This window comes from Chryseobacterium luquanense (genome assembly GCF_026460945.1).
GTDB classification, from domain to species: Bacteria; Bacteroidota; Bacteroidia; order Flavobacteriales; family Weeksellaceae; genus Chryseobacterium; species Chryseobacterium luquanense.
On sequence record NZ_JAOVZV010000001.1, the window covers coordinates 86,764 to 103,620 of the forward strand.

Annotated in this window: 15 protein-coding genes and 1 pseudogene; 5 read left to right on the forward strand and 11 right to left on the reverse strand. The window is 34.1% G+C overall.

All coding sequences use genetic code 11. The annotated features are described in order from the left end of the window. From OEA66_RS00410 to OEA66_RS00420, 3 genes are all read right to left on the reverse strand, one after another. Positions 1-489, reverse strand: coding sequence for a T9SS type A sorting domain-containing protein (locus OEA66_RS00410; protein ID WP_267279487.1), 489 nt, complete (start codon positions 487-489; stop codon positions 1-3). 750 nt (positions 490-1,239) lie between these two features. Continuing rightward, on the reverse strand, positions 1,240-2,817 hold the full coding sequence (locus tag OEA66_RS00415; RefSeq protein ID WP_267279488.1) for a Na+/H+ antiporter: 1,578 nt from the start codon (positions 2,815-2,817) through the stop codon (positions 1,240-1,242). Between the two features lie 688 nt (positions 2,818-3,505). After that, on the reverse strand, positions 3,506-3,862 hold the full coding sequence (locus OEA66_RS00420; RefSeq protein WP_267279489.1) for a hypothetical protein: 357 nt from the start codon (positions 3,860-3,862) through the stop codon (positions 3,506-3,508). A gap of 466 nt (positions 3,863-4,328) precedes the next feature. On the opposite strand from OEA66_RS00420, the gene OEA66_RS00425 reads away from it, so the two are divergent. Beyond that, positions 4,329-5,513, forward strand: a complete 1,185-nt coding sequence (locus OEA66_RS00425) for a glycosyltransferase family 2 protein (RefSeq protein ID WP_267279490.1) — start codon at positions 4,329-4,331, stop codon at positions 5,511-5,513. On the opposite strand, the gene OEA66_RS00430 is transcribed toward OEA66_RS00425, so the two are convergent. The 6 genes from OEA66_RS00430 to OEA66_RS00455 form a co-directional block, all read right to left on the reverse strand. Further along, positions 5,483-6,067, reverse strand: a complete 585-nt coding sequence (locus OEA66_RS00430) for a class I SAM-dependent DNA methyltransferase (protein ID WP_267279491.1) — start codon at positions 6,065-6,067, stop codon at positions 5,483-5,485. The genes OEA66_RS00425 and OEA66_RS00430 overlap by 31 nt on opposite strands. Further along, positions 6,067-6,792 (reverse strand): PIG-L deacetylase family protein, encoded by a 726-nt coding sequence (locus OEA66_RS00435; RefSeq protein WP_267279492.1) that lies wholly within the window; start codon positions 6,790-6,792, stop codon positions 6,067-6,069. Before OEA66_RS00435 ends, OEA66_RS00430 begins: the two co-directional genes overlap by 1 nt. Positions 6,793-6,795: 3 nt before the next feature. Next, on the reverse strand, positions 6,796-7,974 hold the full coding sequence (locus OEA66_RS00440; protein WP_267279493.1) for an acyl-CoA dehydrogenase family protein: 1,179 nt from the start codon (positions 7,972-7,974) through the stop codon (positions 6,796-6,798). Positions 7,975-8,192: 218 nt separating this feature from the next. Continuing rightward, on the reverse strand, positions 8,193-9,377 hold the full coding sequence (locus OEA66_RS00445; RefSeq protein WP_267279494.1) for a hypothetical protein: 1,185 nt from the start codon (positions 9,375-9,377) through the stop codon (positions 8,193-8,195). Beyond that, entirely contained in the window at positions 9,364-10,470 is a 1,107-nt protein-coding gene (glf, locus tag OEA66_RS00450; protein ID WP_267279495.1) for a UDP-galactopyranose mutase, read from the reverse strand. The genes OEA66_RS00445 and glf overlap by 14 nt, the downstream gene beginning before the upstream one ends. Next, positions 10,463-11,590 carry a glycosyltransferase family 1 protein gene (locus OEA66_RS00455; protein ID WP_267279496.1) on the reverse strand — a complete coding sequence of 376 codons (1,128 nt, stop codon included), beginning with the start codon at positions 11,588-11,590 and terminating at the stop codon, positions 10,463-10,465. Before OEA66_RS00455 ends, glf begins: the two co-directional genes overlap by 8 nt. Before the next feature lie 216 nt (positions 11,591-11,806). On the opposite strand from OEA66_RS00455, the gene OEA66_RS00460 reads away from it, so the two are divergent. Beyond that, positions 11,807-12,157 carry a PAS domain-containing protein gene (locus OEA66_RS00460; protein WP_267279497.1) on the forward strand — a complete coding sequence of 117 codons (351 nt, stop codon included), beginning with the start codon at positions 11,807-11,809 and terminating at the stop codon, positions 12,155-12,157. Between the two features lies 1 nt (position 12,158). On the opposite strand, the gene OEA66_RS00465 is transcribed toward OEA66_RS00460, so the two are convergent. Together OEA66_RS00465 and OEA66_RS00470 are read right to left on the reverse strand one after the other, a co-directional pair. Beyond that, entirely contained in the window at positions 12,159-12,911 is a 753-nt protein-coding gene (locus OEA66_RS00465; protein WP_267279498.1) for a Crp/Fnr family transcriptional regulator, read from the reverse strand. A 243-nt stretch (positions 12,912-13,154) separates the two neighbouring features. Continuing rightward, positions 13,155-13,438, reverse strand: a pseudogene (locus OEA66_RS00470) (helix-turn-helix domain-containing protein). Between the two features lie 317 nt (positions 13,439-13,755). On the opposite strand from OEA66_RS00470, the gene OEA66_RS00475 reads away from it, so the two are divergent. The 3 genes from OEA66_RS00475 to OEA66_RS00485 all read left to right on the forward strand — a co-directional run bounded on the left by OEA66_RS00475 (position 13,756) and on the right by OEA66_RS00485 (position 16,778). Next, on the forward strand, positions 13,756-14,301 hold the full coding sequence (locus OEA66_RS00475) for a peptidoglycan-binding protein LysM (protein WP_267279499.1): 546 nt from the start codon (positions 13,756-13,758) through the stop codon (positions 14,299-14,301). Between the two features lie 1,084 nt (positions 14,302-15,385). Next, a complete protein-coding gene (locus OEA66_RS00480) occupies positions 15,386-16,234 on the forward strand; it encodes a helix-turn-helix domain-containing protein (RefSeq protein WP_267279500.1) in 849 nt (282 codons plus the stop codon). 52 nt (positions 16,235-16,286) lie between these two features. Beyond that, on the forward strand, positions 16,287-16,778 hold the full coding sequence (locus tag OEA66_RS00485; protein WP_267279501.1) for a DinB family protein: 492 nt from the start codon (positions 16,287-16,289) through the stop codon (positions 16,776-16,778). The last annotated feature ends 79 nt before the right edge of the window (positions 16,779-16,857 follow it).

Here is a 16,857-nt window from a genome sequence, read left to right on the forward strand (position 1 = left end):
TTAAAGTTTGGTAATGTTCTTACTTACTCGCCTACCATCTTTAAGGGTAAACACTAAGATATAAACTCCCATGTACTGCTTAGACATATTAATCTGAAGCTTTCTATTTAGACTTGGTATTTTTTCGCTTTGGAAAACCCAGTGAACAGTACTTTGTTGATACAGACCAACACTTGAAATTAAATCATTCACATTCTCCGTCCAATCTATAGTAAGTATATCTTTCACAGGGACTGGATAGATTCCGATATTATTCCAAAATTCTTGCTCGGTTAACACTGCGGAAGTTGTTGGTGCATCACTTGAATCTAAAATATAAGTCTGTTCTAAACCTACGTTTTGATTTCGTGAGAGCACACCATCACCTCGGTATTTTTGATTTCCGGCTTCATCATATTCAAAATTTACAGATGTTGGAGGCTGAATGATTATCTGGCCATAAGCCCAATTTGCAGAGAAAACCGCAAAACAATATAGAACTTTTTTCATATTTAGGTGATTTGGTTGTTTGTTTTTGCTAAAGTAATAAATTTTTAATAATGAAAATTTAATTTTTATTAATATTTCAATCAATATAGATTATGTTTTTTAAAAAACTGAAAACCAATTATTTAAAAGTTAATTAATAAGCTCAACTAATCTTAGATGTTAAAATTAGTTGAGGGCTTCGCTACCCTGTACTTCTGCTCGGTTTTGTCCTTCTTCCTCACTTCTATTAGCTTCAGCATCATCAGTATGGGAGTTTTCTGTATCTCTAATAGGACCATCTGGTTAGTTTTTTAGTCCACTCTAATTTTCTATGCATAAAATATAAAATCTTTTAAATCATGAAAGAAAAACACAGTTCCCTCTACCACTATAAATAAAGCAAAGGGGAATGAAATTTGACTTGGTTTTGATAGTTTTAAGTAAAAGTAGTTTGTGAGAACGACTATAATGATTAGGATTTATTGTTATTGATGGTTCACCAACCGGAAAAAAAAAGGAATGCTTTAACAGCATTAGAGGGAACTAGATATTCGTTTGCATCAGTAAACCCAATTAAATTATCTTGAAAAAGTTGTTATAGTCTTTGAATATTTTTGTAATTAAAATTGGGAAAAAAGATGTAATTGCAAAAAAGATTTTAATCTTATGACCATCTGGAAATGGTCTTGGACAATACCTACAAATACATATTTATTATTCGAAGAGTAATGCGATTTTTTTTCCATAGAACTGGTAGTATCTTACATTCTCCTAGCTTTTCATATTTAATCTTTCCTCCTGAAGATCAAGCAGCCGAAGATGTTTTCTGATTATTTCTTCATCTAGCAAAAGTTCCTCACGGTTTTTATTGATCAGCCAGCTTCTTTGAGTTTCGAGAATGTCTATATAAATATTTCTGTATTCATCAAAATTAAGAATAATCTCAGAACTGCTCAATTGGTTTTCATATTTCTGTAATTGATCTTTTAATGCCGGGAAACTTTCTATCTTGTGAGCATAATCGCTGCGAATTTTATCAATCGCCACTGCCGCCAGACTGTTTTGAATTTCGTAATCTATCTCTTTCTCACTTTTTATAAAGTCCCGGTCAATTGGAGGAAACCTTTTAAGTAAAATGGGAAGTGTCAGCCCCTGAAGAAGTAGTGTTAAAAGAATGACAATAAAGGTCATGAAGAGTATCATATTTCGTTGTGGGAAAGGAGTTCCGTCATCTAAAGTCAAGGGAATCGAAAGCGCTGCTGCCAAAGAAACTACTCCCCTCATTCCAGTCCAACCGATAATCATGGGCGTCTTCCAGCCGGGTGATTCTGCATCTGCAACAGTGATAAAATTTCTCATAATTAAAGTTGTAATCACCGCTGCGTAGCCCGCAAATATTCTTACAATAATCAGGACAACAGTAACTGCTATTCCATAACCGATTGCAGTGAATATATCTGTATCACCCAATCCGGAAACAATTTCTGGCAAATCTAAGCCGATGAGCATGAATACAATCCCATTTAACAAAAAGCAAAAACTTTCCCAAACTGTTACCGTACGTATTCTTGATGCACTGCTTAAAAAGTCATGACTGCGATAAGAAAGAAATAATCCACCGGTTACAACCGACAAAACTCCGGATGCATGTAGTTGTTCTGCTGCCAAGTACATTGAAAAGGGAGCAATAAAAGTAAGTAGAATATCAATATTTGAATCGGTAGGTAAAATTTTGTGCATTTTCATAAAAATATACGCAATAACAAGTCCGATTCCCACACCACCAAAACACATCCATACAAAACTTCCTGCTGCTTCGTGCCAAACAAATTGTCCGGTAGCCGCAGCAATCATTGCAAATCTGAAAATGATCAGAGAAGAAGCATCATTGAGCAAACTTTCACCTTCGAGAATTGAGGCCAGTCTCTTCGGCACTTTTACAAATTTTAATATTGCCCCAGCACTCACTGCGTCCGGTGGAGAAACAATTCCACCTAATAAAAAACCCAGGGCTAAGGAAAATCCGGGAATAAAATAATTTGCGAAAACAGCCACTGACAAAGCAGTAAAAAAAACGACAACAAAAGCAAAGCTGAAAATAATCCTCCGCCATCGCCACAGTTCTTTCCACGAGGTTGACCATGCAGCTTCATAGAGCAACGGAGGTAAAAAAATGATGAATAATAATTCGGGTTCTATTTTAATAGGTGGCACACCAGGGATAAAACTGATGAGAAGCCCCGCTAACACCAATAATACAGGATATGCAACCTGAATTTTCTTAGCCAGCATAATGAGCAAAGTGATAACCAGAACCAAAAAAAGATAAAATTCAAAATTTTCCAGCATCTTGAAATTTTTAGATATCTAATATAAGTTAAATTTTAAAATTATTTATTGTTTGTTAAAAACAACAGCGCTCATCTATAAATCATCGAAGATTATTATTACTTATTTTTTTTGCAGATTTAGTCTATCGGTTTTCACACATAATTCCAACTTACCTATAATCAATAGTAATTAAGGATAAAGCTTTAAACATAGTTCCAGAGATCCAAAATACAACTTTATATGCAGATGTCTATTCAAGGAAGCAAAACGGAAATCGATTCGTCAAAACAGATGATAAGAAAGAGGGTATGAGATCTGTAATTCTTGCTACCCATCTTTTTTCAGCAGAAACATCGGAATATATGTACTATAGAGTCGAATAGCCTTGCAAGCAATTCAGAACTTAGAAACATGCTCTCGATGATCCAACTCAATAAGGAAAAATGTTAAGGATATTTTAAAATATTAGTATTAATATGTTGGCGTAGAATTTTTAAATCATTGATCACCTACAATTATTTTATTATTATGAGAATTACTACGGATATTAAAGATGAACTTCTTACTCATACTAGATTAATACTTGAAACTACCTAAGAAACAGATGATTTAATACACACCAAACCACATCATGTAAATTGAAAAATTACCCTTTATTCTCAGTAAAAATCTATACCTCGCAGAATACAACAATTCAAATTCAACATTAAATTATTTCTCTAAACTTACGCTGATTCCACTGTCGTTTAAAAACCTTTCCATCTTCAAATCTGTAGAAACAAGTCTCTTTTTCTTTTTCGTAGGGTCTTATCAGAGTAAAGCACTCACCTTCCGGTAGCTCAATGATTTCATGTATTATATAAGCAGATACAAAATGTGAAGTTCCCTCTTTTCTGTGATGTATGGATGAGATATAAGTTCCATCTGCAAGAATCTCGTAGATCTTTTCGACATAACTCCCCTTTAAAATATGTGTTGTAAAACTAAACGGATGATCGTGTATATGTTCATTCTGATCTTTATCGCTGAAATGGTGAATGACCGCATCAAAGGGCAACCCCATCAGATGATGTTTCATAAATACGGTATTCATTTTTTCGCGTTTTACTTTTATATTAATCATATTTTGTAAGTGTTTTTACGTTGATCTGAACTTTTTACAATAAAATTTTATAATTTCTTGATTCAGAATTAAAAAAAGGAACAAATAAATATGTGTAACCTTTTAATACGGCAAAAGTTATACTTGATAAAAATAATGAAAAAACCAGAGTTAGAAAGATAAGTTTCATTTTTTGTGTTATAGAATTATATTTTATCAATTTTACCTCTAGCTCATCAATTATCTCATTTCAAAAAAAAAATTGCGTGAGTACCACATCACAAAACTAAAATGGTATTAGAATTGCAAATATCTGGTTGATCATGCCGTTAAGAAAACCTCTGTATTACAGTGTTTTCTAAAAATGTAGATTTGAATATTTTAATCAATAAAAATAGTTTACACCTACTCGATTAAAAAAAATAAGATGAAAAATCCTACAGAGAGTTCCAGTGAATTTTTATTCTCCAGATTTAAAATTTCACCCACTGTAAAATTCTGCATAGTCATTCCTGTAAAGGATGAAGAAGCACATATCTTAAAAACACTGATTTCGTTTCACAATCAGGTTGATATTTTTGGCGAGCCTTTTGCTTCCGATCATTTTGAAATTTTAGTTTTGGCTAATAATTGTACTGATAATTCTGTAGCACTAATTAAGGAATTTCAGGAGCATCATCCACATCTTAACCTTTATTTGGATGAGGTAAAACTTTCGCCTAAACAAGCAAATATTGGCTATGTACGCAGGAAATTGATGGAATGTGCCTATGCAAGACTTTCGAAAAATGGTGGTGGTATCATAATGACCACAGATGGTGATACGATGGTAGCATCAGACTGGATTGCGCAGACCCATTGGGAAATCGATAACGGAGCGGAGGCCGTAGGAGGCAGAATTTTACTTTCTGAAGACGAACTCGCAGGTTTAGACGAATTCACACGTTTACATCATTTTAAAGACGAAAAGTATAGACTTTTGCTTGCTGAACTAGAAGGAAAGATCATTAATTCTGAGTTTGACCCTAACCCAAGACACCATCAGCATTTCAATGGCAGCTTTGCTATTACCACATTTTGTTATGAGAAATCAGGAGGTGTACCAAAAGTAGAACATTTAGAAGATTGTGCTTTTTTTGAAAGATTGGAAACTGTAGATGCCAAAATTCGACACAGTAATAAAGTAACAGTACATACTTCTGCAAGATGCATCGGCAGAACAGAAATTGGTTTGTCTTATCAACTCAATGTCTGGAAAAATCTGGGAAATCATGCTGGCGATTATTTTGTAGAATCTTGTGCTTCCATGTTCCACAGACTTACTCAAAAGAAAAATCTGATGACGTTGTGGGAATTAAAAGACCAAACAGTATCTGAATTCTTTGAAACAATGCAAAAAATAGCTCCAGAAATTACTGCCGATGAGCACATTTATAAATCATTACTTGACAGTCGATATTTCGGGGAATGGTATGAAAAATTAATTCAAATGGAAAAGATTAATTTGGATAAAAAATTTCACAATGTGCCTATCGACACGGCGATAAAAGATTTACAAAATAAGCTTCAGGAATATTCTGATTATGATTTTACCCAAACATCAATTCTATAAGTTTCTGCTCGTGTAGAAAAAACATTCGTCATTTTATCTTGCATTACTTTCTCAAAACTGTCATGAACCTCATCGCCTGTCTGCGGATAATCATGAACAACTGGCAACCAGTGAACCAGAACGATATTTCCTTTGGGAAGCAATCTCTCATATAAACTATTCATGGCAAATTGCCAGTCAGCAGCTGACAAATAATAAGCTACTTCTGAAATCATGATTAAATCGTATGATTTTTCTGGCAATTCTTTGGGAAAGCTCATTTTTTTAAAAAATGTATTGCTTAAATTTTCACATCGTTTAGCAGCAAGATCTAACGCTTTTTGTGATACGTCTGTTGCCAATAAATAAATGCTTTTTTTTGCTAAAAGCTGGGTAAGAACACCAATAGAGCACCCAATTTCTAAAACTTTTTCATATTGCTTTCTCGGCAGAGCTGAGATCGTCGCTGCATATTTTGCTGCCTCATATTCGCTTGTTTCGAAATTCCACGGATCTTCATTAGCATCATAAACATCTTTGAAGTATTCTGAATCTAAAGATTGTTTTTCGTTCATTATTTTGATATAAAAAAAGTTTCGTAAGGTACATTAAATTGACTGAGCATCTCTTCAGAAAGCCGAAATCCTTCAGGATCGTCGCTGATAAGATCTGTAATCTGAGAACGATGTTGAGAGATTGCACGCTGCTTTTTGTCAAGCACATTGGCGATATTTAACCGAAAAGGCATTGCTTCTTCCGCAGTTGGCAAATCTTCCTGCTCGCCAAGTTCTTTCAGCCAAATAGGATATTCATATATTTTTGCATTCGAAGTTTCAGCATTGCTTATCAGCTGAAAAGCAGCCTGATGATCAGGATGCGGATCTCTACGCCAAGGAACAAAAATACTTTGTGGTTTAATTTTATCCATCAATTTAGATATGCTGGCTACAGAAGCGTCAAAACCTTCATGCTGAATTGTGGGCACATTTCTGTCTGGATATCTGCAAAAAATAATATTTTCTGCTGTTACACCCAGAATTTCAGCTGCATCCAGCATTTCATTTTCCCGAAGGTCTCTTAGTTTTTCGGCTGGATATTCTTTACTGTTAGGGTGAGACAGTGTTCCATCGCTGAGCAATAATATATAAACAGTCTGTTCATATTTTCTTAACAGCGAAATGACTCCCCCGCAACCTAAACTTTCATCATCTGCGTGTGGAGCCACAATAAGTGTTGTCCCAAATCCTGTGACACATTGTTCGGGTGCCAGTGGTATATTCTCAAAATTTATTTTATGCATGTTTTATTTTTTAAAATTCAAATTCCATATTTCGTTTGCAGGAAAATCATTATTCAGAACATAACCGCCAACATCTGCCAATACTGCATCGGGAGCAGGCTGACGTAAATAGGTACTGAGATCACGGATAATTCGTTCAAAATGATAAGGTTTATTGAGTCCGCGAGCACCGACACATTTTTGACAAAGATTCATTACCTCTATGCAAATTTGCTCTATTGCGGTTCGCACCATATTAACATAAATGACATAGCTTTCGCCCTCTTTTACTGAGGTTTTTTTCATATAATGATCTATTCGGATAGAAGCAGCATTCAACCATTGGTTTCCAGATTCTACAGCAATAGCCATCTGACCTAACCGCATTTTCTGAAAAGGATCCTGGGTTCTGTTTAAGTTTATAAGGTATTTTTTTGTTTCATTTAAAAGTTGCTCAGCTGCACCAAGCTGTACCGCAGCAAAACGTACCGCACCGCCACTAAAACCCGGCTGTTTATAATATTCTCCTGCTGATCCTAAAAGATTTATTTTTGGAATATCAGCTTTTAAAAAAGTCATTTTAAAGCTTCGGCTCGCCTTCATTCCCATAGGATTCCACCAGCTTGAATCGGTTTTTACCGTTACTTTATCTAATGGAACTACGCACATTTGCCAGCCTCCATTTTTCATCGCAGCGGTGACTACAGGTCGGGTAACATAGTCGGTTGCGGTGGCAAAAGTTTTTGTACCATGTAGTTGATAACTTCCTTTCTCTATTTTTAACAATACAGTGCCAGCTTCTGCTTGCGTATTCCAGACACCAAAGAGTCTTCCGTCAAATGCTTCTTCCGCAAAAAGTTTTTTTTGATTATCGCTTCCAAATTGATGAATTAAAATCTGAGCATTGATGTGTCCTTCCAGTACTCTTCCCATTACTAAATTTCCTCTGCCTATATTTTTCAGTATAGTAAGCAGTGCTAAATTTGTTCCTGATGTTAAACCTAAATTCTGACCACCATATTTTTTAGCAATACTTGCTGTTAAAAGATTTGCAGATTTCAGTCTTCCTAAAGTTAGTGTAGGAAAAGAGCTTATAGAATCTGTTTCTGCCGCTTCGGAAAGAGATTGATCTCCTATAATTTGAGCAGAAATTACTAAATCTGCTATTTTGGATTTATTTGTTTTGGTGTGCGTATTTTTCAAACTTTAATTATAAAATTATGAATAAAAAGAAGAGCTTATACTATTATCTTTCTGTTACCATATTAATGCCATTAAAATGCACCAGATTTTGAACACAGATTGATATGACCTGATTATAACTTTAGATATATTGTTTTTTGGGTGTATTAAATTCTGTCAAAGCGTAGATTCTCAAAAAAGACCTCTTTGAAGAGAGGTCAATCGTAAAAAATAGATATCTAGTTCTTAACGTCAAACATGATTTCGTCCATTTGTATTTTGAATTTCTTTATAGCATCAATACTGTCTGTATCTGGTACTCTTTCCAAGGTTGTTGTATCAAAAATATCATAAATTCCACTGTGATGCCAGTCTACCAAATCATCCCAATCCGGACGGTCTATCAAAGGATAATAACAGCATCCCAAAAGTGGAAGTTCAGATCTCAAAATGGAAACACATTCCTTTTTTATCGCACGAATCCATTTTGCTCTGTCTTCGCCTGGATGACTGGTTTCAGCTATAATGATAGGTCTACCATACCTGATAAAAACAGTTTCAATTAAAGAATGAAGCGGCCTGAATAAAGCATGTGGCGGTTCTTCTGCCCAAGGTAAAAATTCGTGGGTTTCATTAATCCATTGATTATTGTAATAATAATTCACCCCAATAATATCCAGATATTCAGGTTTGCCTCTTAACTCCGGACACATTGCTCCCGAAAGAATATCATGAACCTGAAACTGCTCAAAATGTTTCTGTTCGGAAATTAAAACTGCTTCCGGATTATTTGGATCGTTCGATACAATACTTACCAGAGGCTCAGTGATTAAAATTCGCACTAAAGAATCCACTTCTTTCATCTTTTCAATGCCTTCGATATAAGCTTTCATCAAATTATATTTCACTTCCCAACCCTGACCAATGCAGTATGGAGAAGTACCTCTGACATCACCTCCCAGCCAGGATATAAAACTGACTTCATTAATTGGAGTTATAATTAATGGACCATTGGGAACCAGGCTTCTGTATTTCAAAACAAATTCACGGCACAGATGACTGAATCTGCCCGCAAACAGTGGATGAAGAGGAGTAAGATCATCAGGAAAACCAAAGTGGCAGACATCCCACACAACCTGAATATCCTTTGACTGAGAAGCTTTTATTATCCGCTCTACTTCCGTCCAATCATATTCATAAGGTTTTTTTTCAACCATACTCCACCGGATGCCTTCGCGGATCGTTTTAATTCCCAATTCATTCAATTTATCATAGTCTTCCTCCAAATATCGTTCATGACCGGATGTTTTGTATAAATCTACCCTTTTTCCGAAAGCATTCTGGTGATCTGCACATTCAAATCCGCCCATCAGAAAACTGTTGAACGGACTGATATTTAACGCTTCAAAATCATTGCTGAACATACTGCTCTCTGCTTTTTAACTTTTTGAAAAGTGCCAGTGACTGCGCCACTACCTGATCCATGTTGTAATATTTGTAGGTTCCCAAACGACCTGTGAAAAATACATCAGGATGTTCTTCAGACAACTTCTTGTATTGATTGTAAATTTCCTGATTTTGTTTTCTCGGAATTGGATAATATGGATCCCCTTCGGCAGTCGGATATTCGTAGACGATGGTTGTCTTTTCGTTTTTTTGTCCGGTTAAAAATTTAAATTCTGTAATTCTTGTATATAAATTGGAGGTTGGATAATTGACGGTTCCCGTTGACTGATAATTTTTCTGATTCAAGGTTTCAAATTTAAAATCAATTGAACGATACGGTAATTTTCCGTAGCAGTAATCAAAATACGAGTCGATAGGACCTGTATAGATTAAGGTTTTAAAAGGAATTACATCCACAATATCTCTATAATCTGTCTGAAGCATAATGCTTATGTTTTTATGGGACAGCATTTTTTTAAACATTTCAGTATATCCGTTTTTTGGCATCGCCTGAAAAGTATCTGTGAAATAGCGGTCATCTTTATTGGTTCTTGTCGGAACTCTTGCAGTAACCGAAGCATCCAATTCTGAAGGATCAAGATCCCACTGTTTCTTTGTATACCCTTTGAAAAATTTTTCATATAATTCCTTCCCTACTACATTCAAAACAACATCTTCTGAAGTGAGAATAGGATTTCTTTTTTCGGCTTTTGAAGCTAAAAAATCTGTAACTTCATCGGAGGTAAGATTTTTACCATACAATTCATTGATTGTGGTCAGATTAATAGGAATCGGAACCAATAGACCGTCAACACTTCCCAAGACACGATGTTCATAAGGTCTCCAGTCTGTAAATCTCCCTAAATATTTAAATACATCTTCAGAGTTTGTGTGAAAAATATGAGGCCCGTATTTATGAATCAGAATACCCTCTTCATTATAATAGTCATAGGCATTCCCTGCAATATGATCCCTTTTATCTACAATTAAAATTTTCTTTCCCTCATCAGCAAGGCGTTCTGCCAAAACTGCTCCTGCAAAACCGCAGCCTACTATTAAAAAATCATACATGGTTAATTTGATTTTGTGTATTTTTAATTTGAGTTTGATCTTTTTTCACATTATTAATAAGGGCATTCATTTTATTGAAAGTATGATCCCAGGAATCATTTTCGAGAAAATGATCAACCGTTCGCAGCCAGTAATCTTTTTCTGTATCTGTGAATATTTTTTCAGCGGCCAAAATAAATGAGGCTGCATCATCAACGATCTGCACCAGACCGGAATTTCCATAAGGTTGTACAACATCTGTTATTGCTGTCGATATTACAGGTTTTCCGGCTGCCAGATATTCAGGAGTTTTGGTAGGACTGATAAATTCTGTAGATTCATTTAAAGCAAATAAAATCAACGCAATATCCCAATGAGCGATATATTGAGGCAATTCTGTATACGTTTTTGGTCCTAAATAATGAATATTAGAAGCACGGGGCAAATCATCCGGATTGATCTTAACAATAGGACCAATAATCACAAACTGCCAGTCCGTGCGTTGTGCAGAAACTTCACGGAGAAGTTCTATATCAAACCTTTCGTCAACAACCCCAAAAAAGCCTAACCTTGGAAAACCGATTGACATCTGATCTTCTGGTTCATGCTGAATCTTTCTTGCTTTTCCGAAGTGAGCTTTGTCAATACTGCTTGGCATTGCATGAATGTTGTGGTGGCGGTTTTTCTTAGCCTGATAAAGTGAATTACCACCCGTGAAAACAACGTCAGCTTTTTTGAAAAGTTCGTCTTCTAATTCCAAAAGCTGTGGCGGAGCAAATCTGAACGCAGACAGCTCATCCATAGAATCATAAATAATTTTTCCCGGATTCAGATGATCGGTAAACTGCAACGCCATTGGCGTATAATACCAATTGATATAACTTTCAACATTATACTCATTTAATATCTGATTAATAAGATCCCGGATTCTATCATTGGTGGAATCATCATGCCTGGTGATAAACAATTCCACAATAGAAACTCCGTCCTGAATATTGACAGTGTACATATCTGAGTCACCAATCTTTGGTTCTTCGAAATAAAACACATGATAAAACTTTGAAAACCTTGTTAGAAGGTGTTGAGGTCGTTGGTAAACAAAGTTCCACGACAGATGACTAAAACATAATAAGTTCTTCATTTTTTTAATGTGATTTGAGAAAACAATTTAGATAAATAGATATTATAAATTTTATGACGTTGATCATAGTAATCATAATTATAATCACACGATAAAACTGTTAATAATAGGAAAATCACAGTTTGGTTGACTGCATTTTTTTTAATGTAGGATCTCATTATAAGATAGCATTGCGAAAACATCAATCCAATAAGAATCAAATAGTTTATTTGCCTAGTGGCACTGGCTGAATTTTATTACTTGCCACCGCCTGCAGATACTTATGTGAATATTTCTGACATTTTGATGGTGGCTACTGATATAGCAGAACAAGTGAACGCCCATAAGCAGATTGAAAAAAACGAGGCATACGTTAAAATGTCAGCAGATCGAGTACCTTCTAACATATCTAATGCACTTCCTAACGGTAAGGTTCCATTTTTTAATAAAAAGTGGCTTGAATTTGCAGACCTGAATTTTGAGGATATGCAGGATTTCCGCTGCCATCAAATGATGCATCCTGATGAAATTTTTAGAATGAATCTCATTATCTCGTTCTGGAGAATTTCTCTAGTAATAATCTTGTGATCTAAATAAAAATCTTGTGATTATGAATCTTTAAAAACTTCTCTCTCTCCAATTTCTTTATACATCTGATAACAGTTTCCGTACGTAAACCAGTTATTGCAGCTAATTGCTGCCGGGTTAAAGGTACTTGAAAAGAATAATCGGTTTTATCATTGTTGTTTAAATCCTTAAAAAAATTCAGCATAGCTTTTATGCGCACTTCTGCAAAGGGGGAAGTAATATTTTTAGTTTTTATAACATTATGATGCAAACGCTCGGAAACGAATTTACATACATCCAATACGATCTCGGGATGAGAATTTAACATCTCTGCAAAATTAGCTTTTGTTATTTTCAATATTGTTGACTCTGTCATAACGGTAGCGTTGACGGGATATTTGGTATCAAGTAACAGAAGAAATTCACAAATACTATCCCCTGTTTTCAATAAACTGATGATTATTTCACGTGCATTTTCATCAATATGATTGAGTTTAATGTCTCCGGATATTATTTGATAATAATATTTTGGCGTATCTCCTTCTCCGAAAATGATATCTTTTGGTTTATATAAATCGGTAGTTGCTCCGTATCTGGAGAGTAAATTTTTGTCAATGAGCATAATTTTGTTTGTCTTTTTGGACATTGGTAAGGTACAATTAATAAACTGGTATATAAGCCGACCTAACCTATTATAAATTTTATATTTTGCTTGATCTGAAACTTTAGTGATATTTAAGATATGGTTGACAGGATTAGGATAAATTTCAAACATATCTTTCTTAATGTCAACAGTTAATTATATTGTAGCAGGAATACCTTAAAAATTCAGGTTAGAATATTTGTAGACCCATTGTCAGAAATCTTACCTCATCAGCAGAAGTACGTACCTAAAATATGTTTCAACAGTGTTTGTAGGATAATTTGGAGAATTAGCTACACTAAAATTTTAAGTAGAAACATTAAGAATGACCTATTTATAAAACAGATAAGATTTGCTTTTCAATAAGAAAATTTGTCATCGTCTTTTAAAACTGTCTCTAATCAACTGATGAACATCGGAAAGTTTGTAATAATGTTTTCCAATGATCGTGTAGTATGGCAATTTCTCATCAGACCGGTATCTCTGAAAAGTCCTTGAGCTGATTTTAAGTAATCTCAGTACATCCTTATTATCCAATAACTGCTCCCCGTCAATACTGTTAAGTTCATTCTGATTTCCTTCATCTTCTTCCCAAGAAGATCAAATCTCGTCATAATTCTTTCCATCCATGAAATAAATCCTGCTGTGTCAATATTCATAATACTTTGTTTATTTGATTGAGACAAAGTATTAGAAATAGGATAAGAATCTTTCGTTAGTTTTTCGTACTACTGAACAATTTTGTCGCAGGAAAAAATATTGACTGGGAAAAACATCAACTGCTAATTCTATTCTTCTTCTAAATTTCAAGATTTTCAGTGAGCAACTGAAGAAACTTGGTCTTAACTGATTCGTGTAGTTATTTTACTACATGAACTTCCATTTTCAACTACAAAGAAAATTTTAGCGCTGCCGTAGATTTGTAGTGCTCAAAAGAGAACAATTAAACAAGAAATAAAAATTAAATATTACGATCATGACAAAATTAATCGCAATCGCAGCCTTAACTATTGGAGCAACTATATTAGGAACTAACACTGTTAATGCTCAAAATACAACCGCAACAACAACCGTAAATATTACGCTAAACGATGTGATCTCTATCGATCCGGGAAGTACTGCAATTGGTAATACGGTTGATTTTACCTATGCTACTGCAGCAGACTATAACTCTGATCAGACGGTTACTAAAGCCAACTCTTTAAAAGTTACTTCAACCAAGAACTTTAACGTCAAAGTAAAAGCAGGCGGTGCAAATTTCCTGAATGGAATCAATACAATCCCTGTTAATGTTTTGACCATCAAAGCAGCTGCAGCATCCGGAACAATGGGCGGAACAAAAAACACTGTAGTTTTATCTGCAACAGATCAAAATTTAGTTACCAATGCTCCACTTGGAAGCGCATTAACATTGAACTTGGATTATACGATTCCTGCAGCAAAATCGTCTTCTGCCGACATTTTAGGTAAACCGGCGGGAACTTACACGCAAACAGTTACATATACAGCGACAGCATTGTAATAATTTTTTTCATATTAATATTTTGTGATTTGGTGTTTCGAAGGCTTCCTACAGGAGGCCTTTGATTTTATATATATTGATAATTATATAGAGAAAATTCAAAATCCGGGAATAAGTATCTATCAGCTGTAAGGTAGAATCTAAGTTTTAGGACATTTAAATCTAATTCATACATCACACCAGACATTCAGTAATTTATTAAGCCGTTTTATATCTTTTTAAAGTTGTCGATCTCAAAAAACGATATATAAATCACTAAAATAATAAGAAATAATATCTATTAACCTATCCGAATATTCAAAATAACTAAAGAAAAAAATATGAACAAAAATAATATTGATTTAATTTTTCTTGGTTTTAATATGCTTTTTTGCGTATTCTAGCAGCCTTTCTCAATCTAAACCATACAATCCGCTTTCAAAAGAATTATATGACACGGTTATGAAGAATAAAAGTTTGCTTTTCAGCGCTGCCAATATCGGGGATATTAACATGCTTAAAACCTTTTTCACTAAAGATCTTGAATTCTTTCACGATGTTGGTGGATTGGCAGGTATGAAAAGACCACTGATAATTATAAAAGAGGGACGAAAAACTATATATATACTCGGAGGGTTCTTGTAGTGGAGAGTGTGGAAGTATATCCAATTCTAGATTACGGAGCCATCCAAACCGGAATCCATCAATTTTGCCGTTTGGAAAATAAATTTCTTATCAATTGTGGAACATTTAAGTTTGTACACATTTGGAAACAAAGTCCTGATAATTGTAAAATATCAAGAGTAGTTAGCTATGGACATTAAATATATTTTTACTATAATGTTGAGTAAAATAGCACCAATGACTTGTATTCAATTTGTAATTTTTTTTGTATTTAATAGAAAAATAAGTAATATTAAAATTCTTATCGTTTAATATTGCACTGTGGTTAATAAAATCTCAAACAACGGTGATAATAATTTTTATAATAATAGTAATAATAACACAAAATTGCTTTACGAAAATTATATAAATAAGATGATGCAATGCATTAATTTGAAAGATATCGACTAAAGTAAGACACCTACAGACATAGAAATTTATAATGAATTCGTTTAATACTTATACCTACATTTCGGACCGACAAACACCAAGAAACAAAATTTTTCTTCCGCAAAATCTTATTTCGTTTTTAGAACATGGCGAAAAAGTTTTGTATTATGCTGACAACAAAACAACAATTACAGAAGACCAATTTGCTATTCTATCTTCGGGAAATTGTCTAATGACAGAAAAACTTCCTGTAAACAACAGTTATCGCAGCACAATGCTCTTTTTTGACAACACAACAATAACAAATTTTTTTCTAAAATATGCTTCTATAGTTGACAAAATTTCAACAGGATCTTCAAAAACAAAAATGCCGTTTTTAGTATTTGAAAAAGATGAGTTTATTAGAAACTACATTACTTCTCTTAAACTTATTCAAAAAAAACCAGCTTCTTTTTCGGACAAAATACTTGAACTAAAATTTGAAGAATTAATGCTTCATCTAATTGAAGAATATCCGAATGAAATTCTTTCATTCCAAACAAAAAATAATGAAGAACATTCCGATTTTGAAATAAGAAAAGCGGTTGAACTAAATGTAACCAGCAATCTTACATTAGAAGAATTAGCGTTTTTGTGCCATACAAGTGTATCCACTTTCAAACGTAAATTTATAAAGCGCTACAATGAAACACCCAGCCGATATTTCCTTCAAAAAAAGATGGAAATAGCAAAATCATTGTTGCTGCAAAATGAAATCCCAAGTGAAATATTTTATAAGGTAGGTTACGAAAATCATTCAAGTTTCTCGCAATCTTTCAAAAAAGTTTACGGCATTAGTCCAAAAGAATTCCAGCAACAAAATCTGACTGTTTCCCGACAACTTTTGGACGATCAGCAATAATTCTATATCCCACTTCCTATCTAACTTTGCGCTGAATTTAATACGTAATGAAATGACAAAAAAGTATTTCACAGAATTAGCCAATTACAATAATTGGACAGACAGCATTATCATTGAATGGATAAAACAAATCGATAACGAAAAATGGGAAAAACCTATTCTGAGTAGCTTCAGAAGCGTTAAACAAACTGTGGTTCATATTGTAAGTGCAAAAAAAATATGGATTGATTTTTGGACAAAAGTTTCTAACCCAGTTTATTTATCTGCTGAATTTAACGGCACAAAAAATGATCTGATTGAAATTTGGGAAAAAGCATCAGAAGACTTGCAAAACTTCATTGAAAACTATCCAGAAGAAGACTATCAAAAACCTGTTTCATTCACTTATCCTAACGGCAAACAAGGACAAATGATTTTTTGGCAAACATTTCCTCACTTCGTTAATCACGCAACTTATCATCGTGGTCAATTAGTGACGCTGTTACGACAAGCAGGCTTTATCAACTTTTCTAATACGGATTTACTGACTTTTTTTATTAAATAACAAAACACAAAATAAATTACAGCGTAACAACTTCAGGAAAAGGAAAGACAATGAACAGATAAAAATACAGATTATAACA

Excerpts from the sequence above, each read along its gene's own strand:
- OEA66_RS00485 (WP_267279501.1), top strand. The coding sequence starts at position 16,287 with ATGACAAAAAAGTATTTCACAGAATTAGCCAATTACAATAATTGGACA.
- OEA66_RS00420 (WP_267279489.1), bottom strand. The coding sequence starts at position 3,862 with ATGGGGTTGCCCTTTGATGCGGTCATTCACCATTTCAGCGATAAAGAT.
- OEA66_RS00410 (WP_267279487.1), bottom strand. The coding sequence starts at position 489 with ATGAAAAAAGTTCTATATTGTTTTGCGGTTTTCTCTGCAAATTGGGCT.
- OEA66_RS00480 (WP_267279500.1), top strand. The coding sequence starts at position 15,386 with ATGAATTCGTTTAATACTTATACCTACATTTCGGACCGACAAACACCA.
- OEA66_RS00455 (WP_267279496.1), bottom strand. The coding sequence starts at position 11,590 with ATGAAGAACTTATTATGTTTTAGTCATCTGTCGTGGAACTTTGTTTAC.
- OEA66_RS00465 (WP_267279498.1), bottom strand. The coding sequence starts at position 12,911 with ATGTTTGAAATTTATCCTAATCCTGTCAACCATATCTTAAATATCACT.
- OEA66_RS00430 (WP_267279491.1), bottom strand. The coding sequence starts at position 6,067 with ATGAACGAAAAACAATCTTTAGATTCAGAATACTTCAAAGATGTTTAT.
- glf (WP_267279495.1), bottom strand. The coding sequence starts at position 10,470 with ATGTATGATTTTTTAATAGTAGGCTGCGGTTTTGCAGGAGCAGTTTTG.
- OEA66_RS00425 (WP_267279490.1), top strand. The coding sequence starts at position 4,329 with ATGAAAAATCCTACAGAGAGTTCCAGTGAATTTTTATTCTCCAGATTT.
- OEA66_RS00435 (WP_267279492.1), bottom strand. The coding sequence starts at position 6,792 with ATGCATAAAATAAATTTTGAGAATATACCACTGGCACCCGAACAATGT.
- OEA66_RS00475 (WP_267279499.1), top strand. The coding sequence starts at position 13,756 with ATGACAAAATTAATCGCAATCGCAGCCTTAACTATTGGAGCAACTATA.
- OEA66_RS00415 (WP_267279488.1), bottom strand. The coding sequence starts at position 2,817 with ATGCTGGAAAATTTTGAATTTTATCTTTTTTTGGTTCTGGTTATCACT.
- OEA66_RS00445 (WP_267279494.1), bottom strand. The coding sequence starts at position 9,377 with ATGTTCAGCAATGATTTTGAAGCGTTAAATATCAGTCCGTTCAACAGT.